Here is a 22,565-nt window from a genome sequence, read left to right as displayed (position 1 = left end):
CGGGCGCTGTCCGTTCCTCCCGCGCCGCCACACCCCGCGCGAGAGGCCCCCCCTGAAGGCCGGAACCTGTTTCGTCGCACGGGGATGCATCGCAGTGAGCCTGGGGGGCTGCGGCTCCGAAGGCCCCAAGGGCCCTGACGGCCCGCCGGGACCGAAGGGCGACCCCGGCCAGTCGTGGCAGGTGGGAGACGGCCTGCAGCTCGAGCGCCCTGCCCGCTGACGCCCACGTCGCCAGCGGACGGAGGCGGCTGCCCGAATGTGGCGCGCCGTCCGCTGGCATCACAGCGGCTTCCGACCCGCCGGTGCCGTCACACAGCCACCTCCGGTGACACCGAGAGCCGCTTCTTCGCCCATGCAGTGAGGCCCACGGCACTGAGCGCGGTGAGGGCCACCGTCACCCAGAGCCCCACCGCGCCGCTCGAGCCACGCATCACGTCCGCCGCGCCATGGCCCAGCACGAGGAAGAGCACGGTGGCCGGCAGGCTTCCCACCAGCGTGCCGGCGAGGAACGACGCCGCGCTCACGCGCGTGAGCCCCAGCACGTAGTTGAGCACGCCGTACGGAGCCAGCGGTGAGAGGCGCAGCAGGCACACCGCGCCGAAGCCACCGTCCTTCATGGCCTCGTCGAGCCGTGTGAGTCCCGGGAAGCGCTGCCGCATGCGCTCGAAGGGGCCTCGCCCGAAGCGGGCGAGCGAGAAGGCCACCAGGTCCACGCCGAGGCTGAGGAGCATCAGCAGCGCGCCTCCGCCCCATGGCCCATAGAGCGCACCCGCCATGAGGGCGAAGAACGAGGTGGGCAGCAGCAACAGCGTGGACACGCTGTACACCGCGCTGAAGAGCACCGTGCCCTTCAGGCCCGAGTCTCGCACCGTGTCGAGCGCCGGCAGCGCACCCTCCGCGAGCGGACGCAGCATGAGCAGCGTCGCCACCAGCCCGAGCACCATCACCAGCACCGGCAGGTGACGCTTCATGCGTGCTCCTTGAAGGGATGGCGCGCGTGCCACTTCGGCTGCACCAGCGGGAGGAGGCTTCGGGCCAACGGGTACAGCAGCGGCTCGCGGTGGCGGGTGAAGAGGTTGAGGCTCAGCGGCTCCGCGCCCAGCGCGCTCTTGCACTCCAGCGAGGTGCGCCCGAACTGGATGCGCTTCGCTCCCGTGACGATGCCGTACTCCACGTCGTCCAGCAGCAGGTTGAAGTACAACGCGAGCCGCTCGTTGTGCGCGTAGTCGATGCCCAGGTAGTAGCTCTCCGACTCGTCTCCCGTGCGCAGGCGCGAGTTGAAGGCGCGCAGCTCCCCACCCTCGAAGTAGCCGAGGAAGTTGAAGGACTCCCCCAGCGCTTCCTTCAGGTGGGCGAAGTAGGCCCCCCGCACGCGCGAGGGACGCAGCCGCGAGCGTTGGTGCACGGCGCCGTACAGCGCCTCCACCTGCGGCGCGAAGCGGGCGATTTCCTCCGCGCTCAGGCTGCGGCGCTCCACGCCCTGGAGCTGCTTCCTCGAGCGGCGCGCATTGGCGCGGTACTTCGTGGTGAGGTCCGCGAGGTAGTCATCGAACGTGCGCCAGTGGGGACGCACGTCGAGCACCATGGTCGGGTCCACCTGCACGCAATCCAGCCCCGCTCGCTCCAGGGCGCGGGTGGCCTCGCGCTCCTCGGGCGCCAGGTCCTTCACCAGCACGAAGGTCAGGCTGCGCTCCTGTGCTTGTAGCGCATCAATCGCCTCGGCCAGCGCGGACCACGCGCGCTCCGCGTCCACCTCCGGCCGGTGCGCGAAGCCATGCGGGCCACACACGAAGAGGTTGCCGCATACCAAGACGCGCACGCGCATGCGCCCCAGCGCGCGCTTGAGCTGGGCGCGGAAGAAGAGGGACGCGTCCATCGTCTGCTCGGGCGGCAGGCCCTCCGGCAGGAGGTTGGGCCCGAAGCCGTCCATGCCGAAGTCCACGCACTGGAAGCTCGCGACGGCCACGGGGCGGCCGTGCTCGCGGAAGAGCGCGTAGAAGAACGTCATTCGCTCGGGGCGGCTTCGCTCCAGGGCTCGCAGGTACTCGGGCTGGAGGAAGACGTGGCCGGGCCGCACCACCGCGCGCCAGTCCGCGTCGGGCAGGGCCTCGGCGGTGGAGAACAACTCGAGGTGCAGACCGCTCGCGCCGGGACGCCGCGCATACCGGGTGACTGGAGAGTGCTTCCTCGCCGCTTGCATGGATGGGCTCCGTGAGAATTCGTCCGACGAGCGCCCTGCATCGCAACCTCCGTGCCTTCACACACCAACGCGCCAGGTACGCGGTTTTGCTGGAGACGGCGGGGAAGAGTGACTGTGCACGTGTGCACCGGCTGGCACAGTGCGCGGGGACGGTGGCACCCGGCGCCTCGGGTTTGTCAGCCGGGACAGGCGAGCCTCGTGAATGCGCTGGAACCCGAGAACCTGAATGGAGGCCCGCAGCGACGGACACAGCTCAGCAGGAGCAGGTGGGTGGTCGGATGGTCTCGGTGGATGGCAGGCAACTGCCGCTCACCGCCGTGGAACTGAAAGCGGAGGCGCTGGGGGGTATTGCCCGCGTCACGCTCACGCAGCACTTTCGGAATCCCTACGAAGAGCCGCTCCAGGTGAGCTACCAGGTGCCACTGCCAGAAGGCGGCGTGGTGGCAGGGTACGCGTTCCGCCTCGGCGAGCGCCGCGTCGTGGGTGAGGTGGACAGGCTCCAGGCCGCTCGCGAGCGCTTCATCCAGGCCCGCATCTCCGGCAGGACGGCGGCGCTGCTCACCCAGCAGCGGGCCAGCCTCTTCACGCAGGAGCTGGGCAACGTGCCGCCGGGCCAGCACGTCACCGTGGAGCTGACCGTGGACCAGCGACTGCGCTGGCTCGCCGAGGGACTGTGGGAATGGCGGTTCCCCACCGTCGTGGCCCCGCGCTACCAGGGCACGGAGGCAGCGGGCCGCACCCACGTGAGTGTGGCCGGTGGCGCTACCAGTGTCGGTGCCACGCTCGAGCTGTCCATCCGGGATGTGCTCGTCGAAGGACGCAGACCCGAAGCTCCGAGCCACCCGGTGCGCTTCGAGCGCGGCGTGTCGCGGACGGTGGCCCTCCTGGACGAAGGCGTGCCGTTGGACCGGGACCTCGTGGTGCGCTGGCCCGTTGCCACTCCGCAGCCGGGTGTGAGCCTGCACCGTGCTCGGATGAAGGGACGGTTGGAGGAGAGCGCGTATGGGCTGCTCACGTTGGTGCCACCCTCGGTGGAGACGGAGCGGCTTCCCAGGGACCTCATCGTCCTCATGGACGTGAGCGGGTCCATGAAAGGCCCTCCGCTGGAGCATGCCCAGCGAGTCGTCGCATCGCTCATCGACACACTGGAGCCGCGAGACTCGCTGGAGCTGCTGGCGTTCAGCAACGCCCCGCACCGCTGGAAGGAGAAGCCCGTCTCCACGGATGAGGCTGCCCGCCGAGAGGCCGTGGCGTGGGTGAGGGCACTGACCGCGGGCGGTGGCACCGAGATGAGTACCGGCATCCTCGAAGCCCTCCGTCCGCTGCGGCCCTCCAGTCAGCGGCAGGTGGTGCTCGTCACCGATGGGCAGATTGATTCCGAGAAAGTCATCGTCCAGACGCTCATCCTTCGCCTTCCCTCGGGGTCGCGATTGCACACGGTGGGCGTGGGCTCGGCGGTGAATCGCTCGCTCACCCGCGCTGCCGCGCGCGCGGGCCGGGGTGTGGAGGTCCTCACCGGCCTGGGCGAAGACGTGGAGCGGTGCACCGCCCGGCTCATCGCCGCGACACGGGCGCCCGTGCTGGTGGACGTGACGGTGGAGGGTGATGCCGTCGAGGACATCGCGCCCGCGTCGGTGACGGACCTCATGGCCGGAGCTCCCGTGCTCCTGTCCCTGAAGCTGCGGCCGGATGGCGGGCGGCTCATCGTGAAGGGCATCACCCCGAGCGGCCAATGGGAGCAGGTGCTCACCGTTCCACCCACGCAGCCAGGCGAAGGAAGTCCCAGCCTCGCGACGCTCTACGCACGAGAGAAGGTGGAGGACCTCTCGATGCGGCACAAGGGTGGAGCGCCGCCGCTGGAGGTGAATCAGCAGATGGAACAGCTCGGCCTGACGTACCAGATCGCCACGCCGCTGACGGCCTGGGTCGCGGTGAGCAACGAGCCGACCGTGGACCCCACTGTGCCCACTCGGCGCGAGACGGTGCCCCAGGCGCTCCCGTATGGGATGTCCGTGGGGGGCCTGGAGCGCGCCTCCATGGCCCCCACTCCGGGCTCCGCGTCGATTTCACGCCCGCTCATCATGGTGAGGCGGGTGTCACCAGCTTCGACGGGAAACACCTCGGCCTCGGCGCCTCTGCCTCCACCATTCCTGGGACGGGTCCGCGCCTCACGAGGCACTCTCCGGGAACCCCGCATCGAGTCCAAGCCAGGTCGCAAGCGTGGCTCGACTTCGAGCGAACCGGCGCCGGTGCAACTGCGCGGGCGATGGCTGGGCTCCATCGATGGGCTCCACCTCGTGGAGATTCAGTGTGACACCCAGCTCTGGGAGCCGAACGTCCCCTTCCACGCGAAGCTCGGCGATGGCACCCGCGTCACGCTGAACGTGGACACCGCGAGGAGCACGCGCAGGACTCGCGTCATGCGGGGCGCATGGGTACGGCTCTGCTTCAAGGCGCTTCCGTGTGAGGTGGTCCGCCTTTGGTGGAGCTTCGACGGCGTGACGTACATCGTGCGCCTGTAGCGCCGTGACTGACGGCACCGGGCGCGGCAAAGAACCCGCGCGGAGCAATGCGCCCGGGAGCCTCGCGCTGTCACTTCGTCACCTGCTCCGCGAGCCATTGCGCGTAGAGCGCCTTGCCCTTGTGACGCTCCAGCTTCCCGCTGGACGTGCGCGGAATCTGTCCGCGCTCCAGCAGCACCACGTCCTTCGCGGAGATGCCCAGCGTGGACGACACCGTGTCGCGCACCGTGGACACGAGCTTGCGGCGCGCGGCCTCGTCCCGCTCGCGCGTCTCCAGCAGCACCACGAGCCCCTCCGTGCCCTCCACCTGCACTCCCACCGCGAGGGCCTCGCGCACTCCTGGCACGCGGCCCACCACGGCCTCCACGTCGGTGGCGTAGTAGTTGTTGCCGTTGGAGATGATGACCTCCTTGATGCGGCCCACCACGTACAGCCGCCCCTCGTGCAGGAAGCCCAGGTCTCCCGTGGTCAGCCAGCCGTCGCGGAAGGCGGCGCGGCTCGCCTCGGGGTTGCGGTCATAGCCCTGCATCACGCTGCCGCCTTTGACGTGAATCTCCCCCACCCTCCCCGCGGCCACGTCCTGCCCTCGAGCGTCCAGCACGCGCACCTCCGTCTCGTGCACGGGCGTGCCCACGGACACCACCTCTCGCGCGTCCGGGTGGCTCGACGGCACCAACTCCACCGCGTCCTGGCCCAGCGCCGCGCGCGACACGGACAGCGTGCGCATGGGCTCGGCCAGCGCGCTGAACGTCACCGCCAGCGAGGCCTCCGCCAGTCCGTACACCGGCATCACCGACTCGGGACGGAAGCCCGCGGGCGCGAAGTGCTCGCAGAAGCGCCGCACCGTGACGGGGTCCACCGCCTCCGCGCCCATCAGCGCGAGGCGCCACGACGAGAGGTCCAGCTTCTTCACCGCCTCCGCGCCGACCTTCTTCACGCAGTGCAGGTAGCCCGCGTTCGGCGCGGGGGCGATGCTGCCCTTGTAGCGCCCGAAGAGGGACAGCCACCCTTCCGGGTCCAGCACGAAGTTCTCCGGCGACGTCATCACCAGGTGCATGCCCACGTAGATGGGCGCCAGCAGGCAGCCGATGAGGCCCATGTCGTGGAACAGCGGCAGCCACACGCAGCCCACGTCGTCCGGCGCCATGCGCAGGCCCCGGCGAATCGCCTCCACGTTGGACAGGAGATTGCGATGCGTGAGCACCGCGCCCTTCGGCGCCGTGGTGCTTCCGGACGTGTACTGGATGAGCGCGGGTGAGTCCGGAGACACCGTGTGCCACGTGGGCCCGGACTCCATCAGCGGCTCCAGCGTGCGCGTGCGCACCCCGGTGCCCATGCTTCCTTGCAGCATCTCCAGGAAGCCCTCTTGGGACGACGGGCCCACGAGGAGACGGATGCCGGAGCGCTCCAGCGCCCCTCGCGTGCGCTCCAGGTAGCGCTCCGGGTTGGAGAAGGGGAGCGGCGGAGGCAGCGGCACCGGCACCGCGCCGGCCGCGAGCACGCCGAAGAAGCCCCGGATGCTCTCGCCCGAAGTGGGCAGCAGCAGCGCCACGCGGTCACCGGGCTCCACGCCCTCCTGGTTGCGCAGGCCCGTGGCCAGGCGGCCCGCGTCCTCGTGGAGCTGCGCGAGCGGCAGCCACTCCACCTCCTCGCCACCGCTCAACAGGCGGATGCCCGCCTCGGGGTGCGCGAGCGCGGAGCGGCGCAACATCTCCACCAGCGTGTCACCCCGCTGAAGCGAGGCAGTAAAGCTCTCGACGGACGTGGACAGCATGGTGTTCCCCCTCGGTACAACTTGCGCGCTAGCCGACCTTCTGGAGCTGCGGCGCCGCGAGCGACTCCACGAGCTGGAGGAACTGCCCCACCGTCTCCAGCCGGAACGTGGCGTCGTCCGGAATCTCGATGCCGAAGCGCTTCTCCACCTTCAGGATGATGGAGAGCACCTTCATGGAGTCCATCCCCGCGATGCCCCGCAGGTGCACGTCCGGCGTCAGCTCCGCGGCCGGCATGCCCAGCTCCGCACTCAGAATCTGGATGATGTCGTTCTTCATCACGTCACCTCGCGCATGTAGCGTTTGAAGCTCTCGAGTGTCTCTTCCGGAAGTCCGTGCTTCGCGGCATCCATCCGCGCCGGGTCCAGCAACATGAACGTCGCGTCCGCCGCCGCGATGAGCCCGTCCGTCGGGCTCTCCAGCGTCCCGTGCAGGCGCACCAGCTCGCCGTCTCGCGACAACACCTCGGCCGTGGCCACGTGGGGCTGGCCCGTCTTCATCACCTTCACGTAGCGAAGGCGCAGGCCCACCGTCATCGCCGGCAGCCGGTGCACGTGCAGCGACGCGCGGGCGAGCACCTCGTCCAGCACCGTGGCGACGATGCCGCCGTGGATGATGCCGGGGAAGGACTCGAAGTCCCGCTCCAGGCGCACGTCGGTGGAGATGCGTCCGGCCTCATCGTGGCGGAACGTCAGGCGCAGTCCCTTCATGTTTCCCGGAGCGCAGCCGAAGCAGTTGCCGTAGGGCGCCGGGTCCGGTGGCGGCGCACGGAAAGCGTCCCCGTCCATGTCAGACCATGTCCCGGAGCGTGCGCTTCAGGTCCTTCACCGTGCGCAGGTTCTCTTCGCCGGTGAGGCCGCGAATCATGGCGAAGACGCGCGCGTCCGCCCGGTCCGTGGCGCCCTGGTGCTCCTTCTCCACCTGCTTCAGCCCCGAGGCCGAGGTCGAGTGCGGGTAGAAGTGCCCCGCCGGGTGCTTCACGCCGTCGCTGCGGTCCGCGAGCCACACGTACGCCATCTGCAGCGCCGCGTTCAGGTGCTGGCGGTCCAGCTCGCACAGCTCCTTGCAGAAGACGAAGAAGGCGCGCGCGTGGCGGCCCTCGTCGCGGCCCAGCACCGTCCAGATGTTGCGCAGCACCGGCTCGCGCGTCTGGGCGGCCAGCGTCTTGTAGTACTCCGCGGCGCGCGCCTCGGAGATGATGTTCATCATCAGCGTGCCCGCGCGGTCCTTCCCCATCGGGTACGGCTCACGCTTGTACATGGCGTGCTTCGCCGGCACGGAGATGCCCAGGGCCTCCAGGTAGCGGCACTGCACCAGCGAGTGCCGCGCCTCCTCCGCGCCCCACGACAGCGCCCACGAGGAGAAGCTGTACTCGTCCCCCCACTCGCGCAGGAAGTTGTGCGCGCCCGGCAGCGTGCCGAACTCGATGATGGCGGACTCCTTCAGGAGCTCGATTTCACCCTCGGACAGCAGCGCGCGGTCCACCTTGGAGAAGTCACCCAGGTCCGTCCACGTCCAGCGCGTGTTCTCGAACCAGTCGAAGACCTTGTTGAAGGTGGCATCCAGGTAGAAGCGCGGGATGAGCGGGTTGGTGCCCAGGGCGCGGTGCGCGCGCAGGCCCTGCTCCAGCGCCTTCGTCAGGCCGGCCGCGTCCATCGACTGCGCGTCGAGCACGGCCTCCACGTCCAAATCCCCCAGCCCTCCCGCCGCGAGGAAGCGCATGTCGCGCCCGAGCAGGAAGATGCGTGTGCGCTCGAAGCGCGGGTCGTCGCGCAGCAGGCGCAGCGACGCGGGGACCTGGCCGTCCAGGCGCTCGTCGAGGAAGGCCACCACCAGCGCGTCCTCGGACGTCTTCGAGAGGTAGTCCCTCGCGCTGTCCGGCGCGACGACGTCCAGTGACATGCGCGTACCGTCGGCCAGCGTCACTTCGCTCGTACCGCCGGGTAGGGGTTTCGCGGCGAGCCAGACGGCATGAAGGCGCGGCGCCGGGGACGTCATCAGGGATGGAGGAAGGGCAGACACCGCCGGCACACCGCTCGTCTGGAGCGTGCTCATGAAGACCTCGTCGTCGTTGGGACTCACTGCTCGAACGGGGTCCGGGAGAAATCTTCCCTCGCGCCTGTACTTTTTTGTTTCAGCCGGGGAAGGACGGCGGCCTCCGTCGTTCTGGTAGCGTCCCTTCACTCGCGTCACCGGAGTCGCACCGGATGAATGTCTACACGCTGCTCAAGAAGCCGTTCTTCAGCCGCTACCAGAAGCCCTGGGTCTGGCCCACCGAGGCCGGGGCCGAGCGGGCCTCGTGGCGGCGCGTGGACCTGGACAACGGCCGGGGCGGGACGCTGGTGGGGCTCTTCGGCGAAGCGACGTCCGGGCCCGCGCGCGGCACGGTGGTGTGCGCGCATCCCATGGGCGTGGAGGCCAAGGGCTTCTATCTGAAGAACGGCCACGCGCGGATGCTGCGCGAGGGCGGCTACAACGTGCTGCTGTTCGACTTCAACGGCTTCGGCGAGAGCCCGGACGCGGACCTGCTCTATCCAGAGGACGTGCTCGCGGCGGTGCGTGGGGCCCGGCAACTGGCGCCGGGGCTTCCCGTCGCGGGGCTCGGCGCTTCGTTCGGCTCGGCGTGGCTGACGTGCGCGCTGGGACAGGAGGGACATGGCCTGTCCGCGGCGGTGCTGGAGTGCCCGTTCACCACGCTGGATGAGTACTGGGTCCGCTACAAGGTGGCGTTCGCGGTGCTCAAGGCGAGCAACGTCCTCATGCCGAAGCTGCTGGCGAAGCTGCGCCCGGTGGCCCGCGCTCGGGACATCCATGGGACGAACGCGGTGCTGTTCATCTACGGCACGAAGGACACCGTGACGCCTCCCTCCATGGGCGAGCGGCTGGTGGCCGCATGCCCGCTGCCGGAGGAGCGCTGCTCGCTGTGGGTGATTCCGGAGGCGAAGCACACGAAGGCCTTCACGGCCGCGCCGGACGCGTACCGCGAGCGGGTGCTCGGGCTGCTCGACTCCGCGCTCTCGCGGACGGTGCCCCGGCTGCACATCGCTCGCGGGTGAGGACACCGGCCCGTCCTGGATGACGGAGCCGGGCTCCGGTGCCGACAGGTGCGCTGCGGCGGTGAGGCAGCCGGCCCGTCACACCCGCGCTCGTGGCACTCCTTCCCTTCAGGAGGAGGAGAGCCATGAAAGGTGCGCTGTCGATGATGGCGGCCACACTCCTGTCGCTGAGCTCGGCTGTCTGCTCGCGGGAGCACAGGCAGCCAGAACAGATTGACGTCGTGGAGGGCACCCTCACCGACGTGGACGGTGTGGACATCGGGCTCAAGCCCCCGGGCCAGCAGGAGATGGAGCTCGCGTTCGGCGACGACGTCGAAGTCTACGGGCCCAAGGGAGGCACACGCTTGAGCCGCGCCGTCCTTCACAAAGGCATGTGTGTGCAGGCCCATCTCGCGAAGCAGGGCGACTCCCGCAAGCTGGTGCGGGTGTACCTCGAGAACACGCAGTCCTGAGGGTGCGCCCCGCTCGCGCCTCCGTTATGCCTGGGCCTCTCTTCGTGAAGGAGAAGCCCGTGACGACCGCGAAGCACCAGCCCATCGTCTCCGCGAATCTGCCCAAGCCGGCGGGGCCGTACTCGCCCGGCATGCAGCTGGGCCAGCTGCTCTTCATCTCCGGTCAGGGCGCGAAGGACCCCGCCACCGGCACGCAGCCCGAGGGCATCGAGGCGCAGACGGAGGCCGTGCTGCGCAACCTGGAGCGCATCCTCGTGGCCGGTGGCTCCAGCCTGCAGCACGTCCTGCGCTGCGGCGTCTTCCTCACGGACATGAAGGAGTTCTCTAGGATGAACGCCGTCTACGAGCGCGTCTTCGCCGGACACCGCCCCGCGCGCACCACCGTGCAGGTGTCCGAGCTTCCCGACGCGGGCCTGCGCGTGGAAATCGACTGCATCGCCTACGTGCCCTGAGCGCGCCACGGCTTCGGGTCGCCCGGGGGCCCTCCATGGGCCCCTGACATCCCCCTCAGTGACGGTCAGCCGCGCACGCCGCCGTAGTACCGGGCCATGGAGACCTGCTTGTTCAGGTCACCCTGCGTCAGGGTCCGCGTGGCCGTCTGCGTGCTCCCGGAGCCAGCCGGCTGCGTGCTCTCCGAGTCACCCCCGAACATCCAGTTCCGGAGAGCCTCCCCGGCCTGATTGCCGTCGCCGTGGAACTCGAAGGAGGGCTTGTCGGCGTAGTCCGTGCGCTGCGCGGCGATGTCCGCTCCGACGCCGAAGCCCATGATTTTCAGCTCCGGCGAGGCCGACACGCCGGTCTTGTCGTAACCGCGGATGGTGGCATCCACCTGCATGGCCCCGCGCGTCGACTCCAGGGCCTTGTCGAAGTCGCCGTGCAGCGCGTGGTCGAGTGCCTTGCCGTCCACGAACTTCCCGCCATCGTTCGTGAGGACCAGCTTCGCCTCGTAGCCCACGCCGTTCTTCCCCGCCGTCCCGTCGGCCTGCACCTTCACCGTGGTCTTCGTGTCGATGGCCTTCAACGTGTTGGCCCCCGACTGCTTGATGGCGCCCAGCGGGTCCTTCGTCAGCTTCATCGGGTCCACGCCCTCGGGGATTTCGAACCGCGCCTCCACCGTCACCGAGCCCTTGAGGTTGCCCGACAGCTTCTTGTCGCCGTTCGCTCCGTGGTGCACCTTGCTCTTGGGGTTCTTGCTCCCCAGGTCGAGTCCGCCCGAGACCTCGCCGGACTCCTCCGTCTTGAGGACGAGCGACGGCTTGCCGTTGTCGTCGAACTCGACGCGAGCCGTGTAGTCCAGCTTCAAGCTGCCCTCGAGGAAGGCGCTGGGCCCCATGGCGCCCTTCACGCCCAGGCCCAGGTCCCCGGCGAGCTGCGCCGCCTGCGTCCCGCCGAACTCCACGGCGGAGATGTGCCTGGCGGCGAACTTCAGGTCGTCCGCGGACGGAGGGCCCCCCTTCAACGCGGCTCCGGGCGTCGTCATGCGCACCAGCGTTTCCGCCGCGCGCTTGGCCTCCTCGGCCGACTTGAACTTCATCTCCACCTTCCCCTTCACGCCACCCGTCAGCTCGCCCTCCAGCTTCGCGCGAGCCCCCACCGAGCCACCCAACTGCGCGTACACGCCACCGCCCAGCTCGCCGTCGGCGGAGACGATGTACTCACCCTTCTCGTTGCGGGTGACCTCCAGGTTGCCCTTCCCGTAGCCCTTGATGCCCTCGACGCTCGCGTCCGCGCCGACCGACAGCGTGTACTTGTCGCCCGGCCCCAGCTTGTCGATCTGCTCCTCGTAGTCGAGCGCCTGGGTCCAGTCCTTGCCGATGTCCTTCACGTCCTCGACGAGCTTGCCGCCCTCCTCGACGACCTTGTCCTTCACCTCGATGGCCGTGTCCTTCACCTCGCCGGCCAGGTCCTCGGCCCTGTCCTTCACCTCGCCGGCCTTGTCCTTGACGTCGTCGACGGCGCCCTTCGCCTTGTCCTTCACGTCGCCCGCGAAGTCCGTGACGGCGCCCCACGTCTTGTCGAAGAAGCCCTTCTTCTCCTTCTTCTCCTCCGTCTTCGCCGGCGCGGGAGGAGGCGGCGGCGGGGGCGGCTCGAGCTCCACGCGGGGCGGGATTCGCGAGGCGCCCGGCCCGTCGAAGCCGTCGGCCCGCCGAGGCAACGGAGCCGCGACGGTGTTGGACGCGGGAGGAGACGCCGCGGGTGCCTTCGGAGCGGCCGGAGCGGCCGGCTTCGGGGGGCTGACGATGGGACGGAAGATGTCGAGAGGGCGCATGGGCTCAGCTCCTGATGGGGGCCGTGCGGGGCACTGGCTTCATTCAGGAGGAGCCGGGCAGGCGGCCAGGCGTCCCAGGAAAATGACTTCCCCTTGGGATTCCGACGCCTGGTGCGACAGGGCCCGGCCGCTCGGTACGGTGCGTCGACCGCCCGACTTTGACCCGCGACCATTGGCCGTCTGGCCAGTTGGCAGGACAATCCCGAGTTTCTACGTTATTCAGGAAGAAGCGGCCCTGACGTCGGTTCACCGTGGCGGGAACGACGGAACCGGGGCCACTTCTCCGGGGGCGACGCGCACACAGCATCGCCCAGGGCAGCCCTCCTCACGCTCGGAGGGAGTCCCAGACCAGGGGTGCACGGCGAGGGGCACCCACCGCTAGATGAGGTCGAGGGGCATCATCGTGCCCGCTTCGAACTCCGGCGCGCGGCGAAGCTGGTCCAGCACGCGAGGCGCGCAGCGCAGGTGCAGCATGGGCATGGAGCCCGGCTCGCTCACCGAGCGCACGGAGCCCAGGAGATGCTTCTCCTCGAGCCATCGCATGAAGCTCTGGTGGAAGCGCGCGCTTTCGGCCAGGCCGGACTGGTGTACCTCCGCGCGGGAGCGCGGGGGCGGCCGGGCCTGCATGCTCGCGCGCACGGGTGCCACGGGGGCCTCCCGGGGCATCACCGTGACGTCAATCCACTCGGGCTGAGAACCCGTTGGTGACGGGCCCGCTCGCGAGCTGCTCGCGGCGCCCGGCAGCGGACGCACGTTCGAGGACAGCCGGGGCACACCTTCCGCGTACATGTCCCCCGGTCCGCCATTCTTCCTGCTCATGGCCTCATCCTCCCCCGGGTCCGGCGCTCCATTGGCGCCGACCCCGGCATCAACCCACCGCCGTCACCGGAATACAGCCAGGCCCTTGCCCGTCCGGTGTGTCGCCGAGCGGGGAAGCTTGACTGAATTGGCCAGGATCAAATCCCTCACCTCGTGCGCCGTCAAGTCAGGGGCGCGGCAACGATACAGCGCGGCAATACCTGCTACATAAGGCGCCGCCATGCTCGTGCCACTCATTCGCTCGTAGAACGCCTGGTTGTTGCAGCGCCGTTCTGTGGACGAGTACACGTTTACCCCATAACCCATGACGTCGGGGACGGTGCGCCTACCCACCGTCCCGCTGGCGGAGAATGTGGCGACGTTGCGCTCGAAGTCGACTGCGCCAACGGCCAGGGACTCCGGAAAGGCGGCTGGATAACCAACCGTGTCGGGTCCACTGTTGCCTGCCGCGACAACAGGCAGGACGTTGGAGTCGAGCAGCCGACGAATCATGGTCTGCAGCGCCCGCAGGTTGAGGTTGTAGTCGGCCTCGGTGATTCCGGGCGGCGGGGCGAGCGGGAAGCCCAGCGACAGATTCACGACAGCCGGCCGAGTGGAGTTTTCAGGGCGGCTGAACTGATGCAGCAGCCACTCCATGCCGGCGGCGACGCGGCCGAGGCTGGTGCGGATGGTTTCGGACTCGATGACGGACGCGACGTAGAGGTCCACCTCCGGGGCGACGCCGTGGTGCACGCCCGCGGCGATGCCGCACACGTGCGTGCCGTGGCCATCCGGGTCGAAGCCGCGGATGTCTCGGGCCGGGTTGTGCGGCGAGTTGGGGAAGAGCGACACGTAGCGGAACTGGATGACCTTGGCGGCGTGCTCGGGGTGGTCCGCGTCCACGCCGGTGTCGAGGATGCCGAGCATGACGCCCGCGCCGCGGATGCCCTGCGCGTGGGCGAGCGGCACGCCGCACTCTTCCGGCCACTCGCGCTCGGCGAGCGAGGACATGCCGCGGTTGCGAGGCCCCGTCTGTCCCGCGGACACGGGGCCGGGGAAGGACAGGGGCACGACGTCGGGGATGAACTCGAACTCCTTCTCCAGGTCCGCGCGCGCGGCCTTCTCCGTGGACTCCTCGTAGAAGTGGGCCATGGTGGCGCCGATGAGCGGCATGAAGCGGTAGCTGCCGGCCTCCGCGCCCGTCTGCTCCGTGACGGCCGCGCCCGGCATGGGCACGGTGGAGGAGTCCGCGCCGCGCGTGCCGGCCTTCTGCTTCGCGCCCTTCTTGCCGCGCTTGCGCGGCTCCTGTCCGCTGACCTGCGGGCGCACGCCGGGCAGCGTGGCCGAGCGGAGGCCGAGTGCGGAGAGCGCGTCCGGCGCCTTGTTCGCCGCCGCGAAGCGCAGCGCGGTGGTGCGCGGAAGCACGCGCTCGCCCTGCTCCGTGCCGCGAGGCCCCACGTGCGCCTGCGTCTCGATGGATTCCTTTGGAACCAACAGGTAGGACTTCATGGGTTGTGCACTCCTTGGACGACCTTGCAACGCCCGCCGCGTGCACCAAGGGCAGCCGGCATGAGTTGAGCGCCCGTCGCGTGCGGAGCCTCTCGCGTGCGAGGGGGGCAATGGGGGCGCGCTCGTGGCAGCGCGCTCCCGGCAGAAGTGGCCCGCGTCCGTGGCGGCGCGACCACCGTGGTGGGTGAGGCCGACATCCCCGCGGGGGCGAACACCAGCCTCGCGCGTGGCGGCGCGCCCGGTGTGTCGTGGCTGTGTCCCCGCTGCGTCATGCCGTCACTCCCTCCTTGGAAGCCCCGGCCCACGGTCCGATTGGAACGGATGGGCCTGACAAAAAACCAAGGATTTCCTGTAGTAGACGCGTGAGCCCCCCATCTTCGGTCCTGACGGGTCTTCCTGGAACGTCTGGAAGTGGGAGTGATTCCCTCCGGGGTACGAGGAGAGTGCCATGGGGCACACAGGGACTGTGTCGTCCAGCGGACCCGTTGAGTCATCTGGGCGCGGCTTCGTCGGGAAAGTCCGCGTCCCTACAATTGTTCGCCTCCGTCCCCCCCGCCCGGATAAAGGGAGGGACGTTCGCCCGTCCTGGAGCTTCAGACTTGATTCCCTACTGGCATGCCCCCTCGATTCACCTGGGGCCCGTTACCATCGAGCCCTTCGGCATCTTCGTGGCGCTGGGCATCCTGCTGGCCGCTCGCCTGCTCGTCCGCAACGCCGAGCGCATGAAGCTGGACCCGAACCCGCTGGCCGACTACGCGATGTGGGGCGTCATCGGCGGCGTCATCGGCGGCCACCTGGTGCACCTGCTCTTCTACCACCCGGAGGAGCTGTCCAAGAGCCCGTTCCAGCTTGTGAAGGTGTGGGACGGGCTGTCGTCCTTCGGCGGCCTGCTGGGCGGCATCCTGGCGGCGGTGATTTTCTTCAAGGTGCGCAAGCTGCGCTTCAACGACTACGCGGATGCCTTCGCGCTGGGCGTGGCGCCGGGCTGGGCGGTGGCGCGGCTGGGGTGCTTCGCGGTGCATGACCACCCGGGCGTGCACACGGACTTCTTCCTCGCGGTGGCGTTCAAGGACGGGCCGCGGCACGACCTCGGCCTGTACGACGCGATTGCCCTCTTCGTCATCAGCGGCATCCTGTACGCGGTGCGCGACTCGGAGAAGCTGAAGGGGCGGCTGTTGCCGCTGCTCGCCATCCTGTACTCGGCGTGCCGGTTCTACTTCGACACGCTGCGGGCCGTGGACCTGTCGTACGTGGACGCGCGGTACTTCGGGCTGACGCCCGCGCAGTACGGCTGCATCGCGCTGGTGGCGTATGGCCTGTGGGGCCTCTTGCGCAAGCGCGCTCCCGGGGCTTCCGCGGTGCCTCCGGCCTCCTCGTCGGGGACGGGGAAGACGGTGGGGGCGGCGCGGTAGCCACGCTGCTGCCGGGAGGGTGACTCCGCTCCCGACCGCGCCTCGAGTCAGGCGCCGCTGCTTCCGGGAGGGTGGCTTCGCTCCCGGCTCTTCGTGGCAGGCAATATCGGCCCGGTGGCCCTGGCGAATCCGCCCAGGCTTCCGGGCCGAGTCGTTTCCGGCCCGCCGCGGCGGGCGCGAAATGGGAACACGGAGGTGGTCGCATGAAGCCGCTCACGTATGACGTGGTGATGGCTCCACTGGGGTGGCTGGGACTGACGGCCGCCCGGCGGAAGCTGGTGCACGGGCTGGCGGGCCGCGTGCTGGAGGTGGGCACCGGCACCGGGCTCGCGCTGCCGGGCTACCCCGATACCGTGACGTCCGTCACCGCCATCGACGTGGACGCCGAGGCGCTCGAGCGGGCCCGCGAGCGGCGCCCCGGTGCCGAGCTCGTCCACGCCAGCGTGGAGGACCTGCCCTTCACCGATGCGTCCTTCGACGTGGTGGTGGCCAGCCTCGTCTTCTGCAGCGTGGATGACCCCGCGCGCGGGCTGGTGGAGGTGTTCCGCGTGCTGCGTCCTGGCGGAGAGCTGCGCATGCTGGAGCACGTGCGCGCGCCATCGTCCGGGCTGGCCACCGCGCAGGACCTGCTCACCCCCGCGTGGCGGGTGATGACCGGAGGATGCCGGCTCAACCGGGACACGTACCAGCTCGTGCGGCAGGCCGGATTCGACGTGGTCCGCCGCATCCAGCGGTTCCGGGGCGTGGTCGAGGTCATCAATGCTCGCAAGCCCCGGGGCTGAGCGCGGGGGTTTCTCAGGTGGGTGACGGCATGCGCAGGCCCGCGAGCTTGTGGTCCGTGAGCACCGAGTGGATTTGGGCGATTCGCCCGTCCGCGTCCAGCTCCACCCGGACCACCGCGCGCGGGGGGTACTTCGGGTCCTTTGCCTCGGCGAACAGGGTGACGAGGGCCGGCAGGCCGTTGAGCATCTGGAATTCGTAGGCGAGCGGCGGACCTCGCAGCTCCATGAGCCGCCGCAGGAAGGTGAGCACCCGCTTCGTGCCCACCACCGGCACCTGGGCCGCCCGCACCTGGCCGTTGCCGTCCGTCAGCGCGCGCACGTCGGAGGACAGCATCGCCTCCGCGGCCGCCACGTCTCCCGAAAGCAGCGCGCCCATGAAGTTCTCCAGCGCGGCCCGCGTGCGCTCCTGCAGCTCGCGCGTGGGGACACAGCGGGCGCGGTCATACGCCTCCATCGCGGCGCGGGCGCGGTGGTGCACCACCTTCACGTTGACCTCGCTCATGTTGAGCGCCTCGGCCACCTCTCGGACCGAGTAGTCGAAGACGTCGCGTAGCAGCAACACGGCGCGCTGCTTCGGCGCGAGGACTTCGAGTGCGAGGAGGAAGGCGTAGGAGACGCTCTCCAGCAGTTCGTAGCGTCCCTCCGTGGAGCCTCCTCCCGGGAGCCTTGCCTCCACTCCGGGAGGCACGTCGGGCTCCTGCGCGGCCGTGGCGTCTCCCGTTTCGAGCGGAGCGGGAAGCCACGGGCCCACGTAGCCCTCGCGACGGCGGCGGCGCAGGTGGTCCCTCGCGAGGTTCACCGCCACGCGCGTCAGCCAGGGGCGCAGGGATTCCTGCTGCGCGGGCGGTGAGGCCAGGGCTCTCGCGTACGTCTCCTGCACGATGTCGTCCGCGTCCGCCGCCACTCCCGTCATGCGGTAGCAGAGCCCCCAGAGGAAGCGCTCGTGCTCGCGCGCCGCCTCCGCCACCGCGTCGTGTCTCCGACCTTCCATGTCTCAGACTCCCACCGCGCGCCGCGGCTCCTCGTGCTGCGTGACGAGGGCTCGTGCCACGGACTCGGCGCTGGCGAAGGCGGCGTCCGCGAGCATGCCCTCCGCGCCCACCCAATCTCCCACTCGGAAGAGGCCGCTCACGTGCGGCACCCGGGCCGTGGGACGAGATGACAAGCCTCCGGCCTTCGCGCTCGGGAGCAGGTGGGTCACCGTCAGCGACGGGCGGAAGCGCTTCGCCACCAGGTGCTCGCGCCAGCCAGGCTGGAGGACGTCCATCACGCCCTCGAGCTCGGACTCGCGCGTGTCGGCGTCCGCGCCGGTCAGGTACTTCATCACGTGCACCATCGCGCCTCCCTCCGGCGCCAGCCGCGCCGACGCCGAGTGCACCGACGCGTACCACGGACCGTCCACCCCGAGCGCGAACAGCGCCTCCGGGCGTGGCAGGGAGGACAGGCCCAGCTCCAGCGTCGCGGCCTTCACCGGCACTGCCTCCGCGACCTCCTTCGCGAGCACCGCGTCCCCGGGGACGAGTGACGCGACGTCACCCGGGCTTCCGGCGAGAACCACCGCGTCCACCTCGTGCACCGTGCCATCCGAGAGCCGGAGCCCCTGCACGCGGGCCGACTGGAGGACCACGGACTCCACTCGCGCGGAGAGCTCCAGCTTCGCGCCCGCGTCCCTGGCACGGGCCTCCAGCGCGTCCACCAGCGTGCTCCAGCCGCCGTCCACGTAGAGCACATTCGCCGCGAGGGCCATCTGAAGCTGCGACACCGCCACCTCCGCGCTCAGCGCGTCGAGGTCCGCGCAGTACGTCGACACCCGCGTCAGCGCGCCGACGAGCGCACGGGCGTCATCTCGAGCCAGGCGCGTGTTCAGCCACTCGCGCATCGAGATGCGTGCCAGGGGGTCCGTATCGATACGGGGAAGTCCCGCGAGCAGCCGCGCCAACTCCAGCTTCCCGGCGAGCGTGAGCACGTCGGTGGTCATCAGCGATACGGGCCCGCTCGGCAGCGTGTGCAGCCGGCCCGCTCGCAGAGCGTAGGCGCCCGCGCCCGGGACGCCGCCCTTCGGCTTCACGCCCAGGCTCGTGAGCACCCGCATGCCCGCGCCACCCCGGTACAGCGCGTGCGGGCCCAGGTTGAAGCGGAAGCCGTCCACCTCCGAGGTCTGCGCCCGGCCGCCCAGGTGCTTCGAGCGCTCGTACAGCGTCACCTCGCAGCCGCCGCGCGCCAGCAGCGCCGCCGCCGTGAGTCCGCCCAGCCCACCGCCCACCACCGCCACTTGGGTTGCCCGCATGTCCGTCCTCCGTCTGTGCACCCGGAAAATCCCGGGCTTCCGACGGCTCCACGACGGAGACATGCGAAAGGTTACAGCGCTCCGCCAATGCCCCCGGTGAACCGAGGGTCCGGGCGGCCTGCCGGCCGGGGTGGAAGGAACGCTCATTCCGGGGCCCGGGTGCCCGGCATCCCCCTGCCGGCCGGGGTGGAATGAACGCTCATTCCGGGGCCCGGGTGCCCGGCCCGCCCCTGCCGGCCGAGGTGGAAGGAGCGTTCATTCCACGCGATTCGGGCACCGCGGTCGCGCTCGCCCTGCGTGCCGAGACACGCGTGTCACATCGCATCACTCCGGCGAGAACCTTCCACCGACAGCGCGGGTCAATCACGCCTCACGCGAGGCGTTCCTGTCTGACATTGACTTTGCGAATTCCTGACAACCCGGAGAGTTGCTTTGCGTCAGACAATGTCAGAGGTAGGCGTATGATGCTGCTCACGCCGGCGGAATCTCCCGCCGGGAATGTCAGAGGCACCCCGCATGAGAAAGCTCCTCGTCGCCCTGCTCGCACTTCCTCTCTTCGCCGCATGTGGTCCCGCCCCTGAGTCCGGCGAGCCCACTCCGACCACCCAGGCGCAGGAGGTCCAGTCCCAGGAGACGCAGGAACAGTCCGCCGACCTCCGTGAGCGCTCCGTCACCCTGAGCACCGGTGTCACGCTGCGTTACGTGGAGCAGGGCTCGAAGTACGGCCCCGTGGTCGTGTTCCTCCACGGCTACACGGACTCGCACCACACCTGGGACCTGGACCTTCCCATCTTCCTGCGCAACTTCCACATCTACGCGCTGGACCAGCGCGGCCACGGTGACTCGTCGCGCCCGGCCTGCTGTTACACCCAGCAGGACTTCGCCGCGGACGTAGCGGCCTTCCTGGATGCCATCGGCGAGGAGAAGGCCATCCTCGTCGGCCACTCCATGGGCAGCTTCATCGCGCAGCAGGTGGCGCTGGACTCCCCGGACCGGGTGAGCGCGCTGGTGCTGGTCGGCTCGGCGCCCACCGTCGCGGGCAACGAGGTGGCCCTCTTCCTCAAGTCCATCGTCGACACGCAGGTGGGCACGGTGGACCCGGACTTCGTCCGCGAGTTCCAGACGAGCACCTTCGTCCGCCCCGTGCCGCAGCGGTACATCGACACGCTGGTGTCGGAGAGCCTCAAGCTCCCCGCCAGCGTGTGGCAGGCCACGCTGGACGGGCTCATCGCGGAGGACCACTCGGCGCGCCTGGGTGAGATTGACGTGCCCGTGCTCGTGGTGGGCGGCGACCAGGACGGCTTCTTCCCCGTCGAGCAGCAGCAGGCGCTGGTGGACGCGCTGCCCAACGCCACCTTCGTCCTCTACCCGAACACCGGCCACGCGCCGCACGCGGAACTGCCGTACGCGTTCGTGCACGAGGTGCAGCGCTTCCTGAATTCGGTGACGAAGTAACGAGGGCTCGCGGGCCCGGGGCACGGTGGCTCACCGTGTGCTCCGGGCCCGTGTCCCGTGGAGCCGGGCTCGCGGCGCGGCGTTGACGTGGGTCCTCGCCGGAGCGGGCACCCAGGGACTATGCCGGCGGTGGCGTACCGCCGGGCGCTTCTCGCGAGGGCTCCGGCGCATCGCCTCGCGCGAGCATCACCGCGGCGGTGAGGATGAGCAGGCCGCCCACCACCTGCCGGGCGCTGAGGCGCTCATCGAGAAAGAGCGCGCCCAGCACCACGGCCGTCAGCGGCTCCATGGTGGACACGAGGGACGTGTTCACCGGGCCGATGCGGGCCATGCCCACGAAGAACAGCAGCACCGCGGCCACGGTGGACACGAGGGCCAGCGCCACCACGGCGACCCAGCCCGTGGCGGTGGTGGGATAGGCCGGGCCCTGGATGAGCACCACGAGCCCCAGCGTGGCCCCGGCGGAGCCGAGAATCACGGTGCTGGAGGCCAGGGGGCCAGCGCGCCCCGCCACCCGGGCGCTGATGACGACGTAACCCGCGTACAGCAACGCGGACAGCAGGCCCAGCATGACGCCCAGCGGCTTCGCTCCGCCCTGCTCGAGGTCCGCAGTCAGCGCGGTGCCGCCCAGGGCCAGGGCCACGGCGAGCCACTTCACGCGGCCCAGGCGCTCACCGAAGACGACTCGCTGGAGCAGCGCCACCAGCGCGGGGAAGGAGTAGAGCAGCAGCGCCACCAGGCCCGCGGGCGCGTGCTGGAGGGCGGCGAAGTAGGCGCCGGCCTCGCTGACGTAGCCCACCGCGCCGAGCAGCATCAGGGCCAGCACCACCTTGAGGCCGGGGAGGGGCTGACGGCGCACCACCATGACGCAAGCCAGCACAGTGCCGGCGATGGAGAAGCGCAGGAAGAGCAGCGACGCCACGTCCGCGCCCGACGCGTACGCGAGGCGCCCGAAGAGGCCGAGCGCGCCGAAGCACGCCCCGGACAGGGCCACGATGAAGAAGCCAGCGGTGCGGTTCATGGCGGGAGCGGGCGCACCCTGCTCCAAGCGGGCGCCCGTGTCACGCGACTCCGCGTGCCGCCGCCTCTACCAGTAGTTCACCGACTTGAGGTCGAAGACGTCTGTGTAGCCACCGGCGCGCAGCAACTGTACCGCCTGGGCGCTGCGGCCTCCCGCGGCGCAGTACACCACCACGCGCGTACCGGGCGGGCCCACCTCGGAGAGGCGCTGGGCCAGCTCCTGCACGGGGATGTTGCGCGCGGGCTCGGGGTGTCCCTGCTGGAATTCCTGCGGGGTACGCACGTCCAGCAGCACCGCACCTTCCGAGACGAGCTGCCGGGCCTTCTGGGAGAGTTCCTGGGGAGTCATGGCCTCATTCTACGGCCGCTCGCGCCCGGTGGCCTCGGCCGAAAACTGGAGGCGGCTCCGGCCGGCGCTACAGTTATGTATCACCCATGCGACTCGACAAGCATGCACTCCTGACCCAGCTCGCCGAGCGGCTCCAGCAGTCCGACCGCCTCGCCCACCGGGCCGAGGCCGAGGCCCGCGAGGCGGCCCGCAGCCTGGCCACGGAGTCGGAGAAGAGGGAGGACGGGCGCGCGGCGATTGAGTTCGGAAGCCTCGCCACCGGCCAGGCCCATCGCGCGCGCCGCGTGCAGGAGGAATTGAAGGCGCTCTCCACCTTCGGTCAGGGCGAGCTGCCGCGCTTCCCTCGCCAGGGGCCCGTGGGCCTGGGCGCCATCGTCGACATGAGCACCGAGGACGAAGAGGGCTTCGACGAGCGCACCTTCTTCGTGCTCCCCGTGGGCGCGGGCACCGAGTTGACGGGCCCCGGCGGCGACGGCTTCCTCTCCGTCATCACCCCCGCGTCGCCCGTGGGCCGCGCGCTCATGGGCCGCAAGGCCGGTGAAGTGGTGGAGGTGATGTTGGCGGGCGAGGTACGGGAATGGACGGTGCTCGAAGTGGCGTGAGTCCGGGTGTACCTCTCCGGGCGCACCGGATGTCCTGCCCCGGACGTAAGCCCCCGGGGCAGTAGAACCGACTGTCCGGC

21 protein-coding genes are annotated in these 22,565 nt (G+C 70.0%); 8 read left to right on the top strand and 13 right to left on the bottom strand.

Annotated features, from left to right (window positions below; all coding sequences use genetic code 11):
* Nucleotides 1-308: 308 nt before the first annotated feature.
* Complete coding sequence (locus ACVTJA_RS01695) at nt 309-971, bottom strand: TVP38/TMEM64 family protein (RefSeq protein ID WP_465833204.1); 663 nt, start codon at nt 969-971, stop codon at nt 309-311.
* Nucleotides 968-2,200, bottom strand: a complete 1,233-nt coding sequence (locus ACVTJA_RS01690) for a hypothetical protein (RefSeq protein WP_465833202.1) — start codon at nt 2,198-2,200, stop codon at nt 968-970. Before ACVTJA_RS01690 ends, ACVTJA_RS01695 begins: the two co-directional genes overlap by 4 nt.
* A gap of 278 nt (nt 2,201-2,478) precedes the next feature.
* On the opposite strand from ACVTJA_RS01690, the gene ACVTJA_RS01685 reads away from it, so the two are divergent.
* Entirely contained in the window at nt 2,479-4,722 is a 2,244-nt protein-coding gene (locus ACVTJA_RS01685) for a VIT domain-containing protein (protein ID WP_465833200.1), read from the top strand.
* Between the two features lie 70 nt (nt 4,723-4,792).
* Here the strand turns inward: ACVTJA_RS01685 and ACVTJA_RS01680 are convergent, their stop codons facing one another.
* From ACVTJA_RS01680 to ACVTJA_RS01665, 4 genes are read right to left on the bottom strand one after another with little or no spacing between them, the layout of a single operon-like run.
* Nucleotides 4,793-6,496 carry a fatty acyl-AMP ligase gene (locus ACVTJA_RS01680; protein WP_465833198.1) on the bottom strand — a complete coding sequence of 568 codons (1,704 nt, stop codon included), beginning with the start codon at nt 6,494-6,496 and terminating at the stop codon, nt 4,793-4,795.
* 28 nt (nt 6,497-6,524) lie between these two features.
* The gene (locus ACVTJA_RS01675) at nt 6,525-6,773 is read right to left on the bottom strand and encodes an acyl carrier protein (protein ID WP_465833197.1); all 249 of its coding nucleotides are present in this window, start codon (nt 6,771-6,773) and stop codon (nt 6,525-6,527) included.
* Nucleotides 6,773-7,282 carry a PaaI family thioesterase gene (locus ACVTJA_RS01670; RefSeq protein WP_465833195.1) on the bottom strand — a complete coding sequence of 170 codons (510 nt, stop codon included), beginning with the start codon at nt 7,280-7,282 and terminating at the stop codon, nt 6,773-6,775. The genes ACVTJA_RS01675 and ACVTJA_RS01670 overlap by 1 nt, the downstream gene beginning before the upstream one ends.
* 1 nt (nt 7,283) lies before the next feature.
* Nucleotides 7,284-8,549, bottom strand: a complete 1,266-nt coding sequence (locus ACVTJA_RS01665) for a ferritin-like domain-containing protein (protein ID WP_465833193.1) — start codon at nt 8,547-8,549, stop codon at nt 7,284-7,286.
* A 152-nt stretch (nt 8,550-8,701) separates the two neighbouring features.
* On the opposite strand from ACVTJA_RS01665, the gene ACVTJA_RS01660 reads away from it, so the two are divergent.
* From ACVTJA_RS01660 to ACVTJA_RS01650, 3 genes are all read left to right on the top strand, one after another.
* Entirely contained in the window at nt 8,702-9,550 is an 849-nt protein-coding gene (locus ACVTJA_RS01660; RefSeq protein WP_465833192.1) for an alpha/beta hydrolase, read from the top strand.
* 125 nt (nt 9,551-9,675) lie between these two features.
* Complete coding sequence (locus tag ACVTJA_RS01655; RefSeq protein WP_465833191.1) at nt 9,676-10,002, top strand: hypothetical protein; 327 nt, start codon at nt 9,676-9,678, stop codon at nt 10,000-10,002.
* 59 nt (nt 10,003-10,061) lie between these two features.
* Nucleotides 10,062-10,454: a RidA family protein gene (locus tag ACVTJA_RS01650; RefSeq protein ID WP_465833189.1), complete on the top strand. Its 393-nt coding sequence runs from the start codon at nt 10,062-10,064 to the stop codon at nt 10,452-10,454.
* Nucleotides 10,455-10,519: 65 nt separating this feature from the next.
* On the opposite strand, the gene ACVTJA_RS01645 is transcribed toward ACVTJA_RS01650, so the two are convergent.
* The 3 genes from ACVTJA_RS01645 to popC all read right to left on the bottom strand — a co-directional run bounded on the left by ACVTJA_RS01645 (nt 10,520) and on the right by popC (nt 14,578).
* Nucleotides 10,520-12,271, bottom strand: coding sequence for a hypothetical protein (locus ACVTJA_RS01645; RefSeq protein WP_465833188.1), 1,752 nt, complete (start codon nt 12,269-12,271; stop codon nt 10,520-10,522).
* 378 nt (nt 12,272-12,649) lie between these two features.
* Nucleotides 12,650-13,090 carry a PopC secretion inhibitor PopD gene (gene popD / locus ACVTJA_RS01640; RefSeq protein WP_465833186.1) on the bottom strand — a complete coding sequence of 147 codons (441 nt, stop codon included), beginning with the start codon at nt 13,088-13,090 and terminating at the stop codon, nt 12,650-12,652.
* 63 nt (nt 13,091-13,153) lie between these two features.
* Nucleotides 13,154-14,578, bottom strand: a complete 1,425-nt coding sequence (gene popC / locus ACVTJA_RS01635; protein WP_465833185.1) for a subtilisin-like protease PopC — start codon at nt 14,576-14,578, stop codon at nt 13,154-13,156.
* A gap of 599 nt (nt 14,579-15,177) precedes the next feature.
* Between popC and ACVTJA_RS01630 the strand changes: the two genes are divergently transcribed.
* Nucleotides 15,178-15,990: a prolipoprotein diacylglyceryl transferase gene (locus ACVTJA_RS01630; protein WP_465833184.1), complete on the top strand. Its 813-nt coding sequence runs from the start codon at nt 15,178-15,180 to the stop codon at nt 15,988-15,990.
* A 203-nt stretch (nt 15,991-16,193) separates the two neighbouring features.
* Nucleotides 16,194-16,772 (top strand): class I SAM-dependent methyltransferase, encoded by a 579-nt coding sequence (locus ACVTJA_RS01625; RefSeq protein ID WP_465833182.1) that lies wholly within the window; start codon nt 16,194-16,196, stop codon nt 16,770-16,772.
* A gap of 13 nt (nt 16,773-16,785) precedes the next feature.
* Here the strand turns inward: ACVTJA_RS01625 and ACVTJA_RS01620 are convergent, their stop codons facing one another.
* The gene (locus ACVTJA_RS01620) at nt 16,786-17,763 is read right to left on the bottom strand and encodes a sigma-70 family RNA polymerase sigma factor (protein ID WP_465833181.1); all 978 of its coding nucleotides are present in this window, start codon (nt 17,761-17,763) and stop codon (nt 16,786-16,788) included.
* A 3-nt stretch (nt 17,764-17,766) separates the two neighbouring features.
* On the bottom strand, nt 17,767-19,059 hold the full coding sequence (locus tag ACVTJA_RS01615; protein ID WP_465833180.1) for a phytoene desaturase family protein: 1,293 nt from the start codon (nt 19,057-19,059) through the stop codon (nt 17,767-17,769).
* Between the two features lie 516 nt (nt 19,060-19,575).
* Here ACVTJA_RS01615 and ACVTJA_RS01610 point away from each other — a divergent pair.
* The gene (locus ACVTJA_RS01610) at nt 19,576-20,514 is read left to right on the top strand and encodes an alpha/beta fold hydrolase (protein WP_465833179.1); all 939 of its coding nucleotides are present in this window, start codon (nt 19,576-19,578) and stop codon (nt 20,512-20,514) included.
* Nucleotides 20,515-20,632: 118 nt separating this feature from the next.
* On the opposite strand, the gene ACVTJA_RS01605 is transcribed toward ACVTJA_RS01610, so the two are convergent.
* Both ACVTJA_RS01605 and ACVTJA_RS01600 read right to left on the bottom strand, forming a co-directional pair.
* A complete protein-coding gene (locus tag ACVTJA_RS01605) occupies nt 20,633-21,535 on the bottom strand; it encodes a DMT family transporter (protein ID WP_465833177.1) in 903 nt (300 codons plus the stop codon).
* Nucleotides 21,536-21,601: 66 nt separating this feature from the next.
* Nucleotides 21,602-21,883, bottom strand: coding sequence for a rhodanese-like domain-containing protein (locus ACVTJA_RS01600; protein ID WP_465833175.1), 282 nt, complete (start codon nt 21,881-21,883; stop codon nt 21,602-21,604).
* Between the two features lie 86 nt (nt 21,884-21,969).
* Between ACVTJA_RS01600 and ACVTJA_RS01595 the strand changes: the two genes are divergently transcribed.
* The gene (locus tag ACVTJA_RS01595; RefSeq protein WP_465833173.1) at nt 21,970-22,485 is read left to right on the top strand and encodes a GreA/GreB family elongation factor; all 516 of its coding nucleotides are present in this window, start codon (nt 21,970-21,972) and stop codon (nt 22,483-22,485) included.
* The last annotated feature ends 80 nt before the right edge of the window (nt 22,486-22,565 follow it).

The organism is Pyxidicoccus sp. M6, assembly GCF_055568925.1.
Note: the sequence above shows the minus strand (reverse complement) of the source record. Positions and strands in the feature narration are given on the sequence as shown.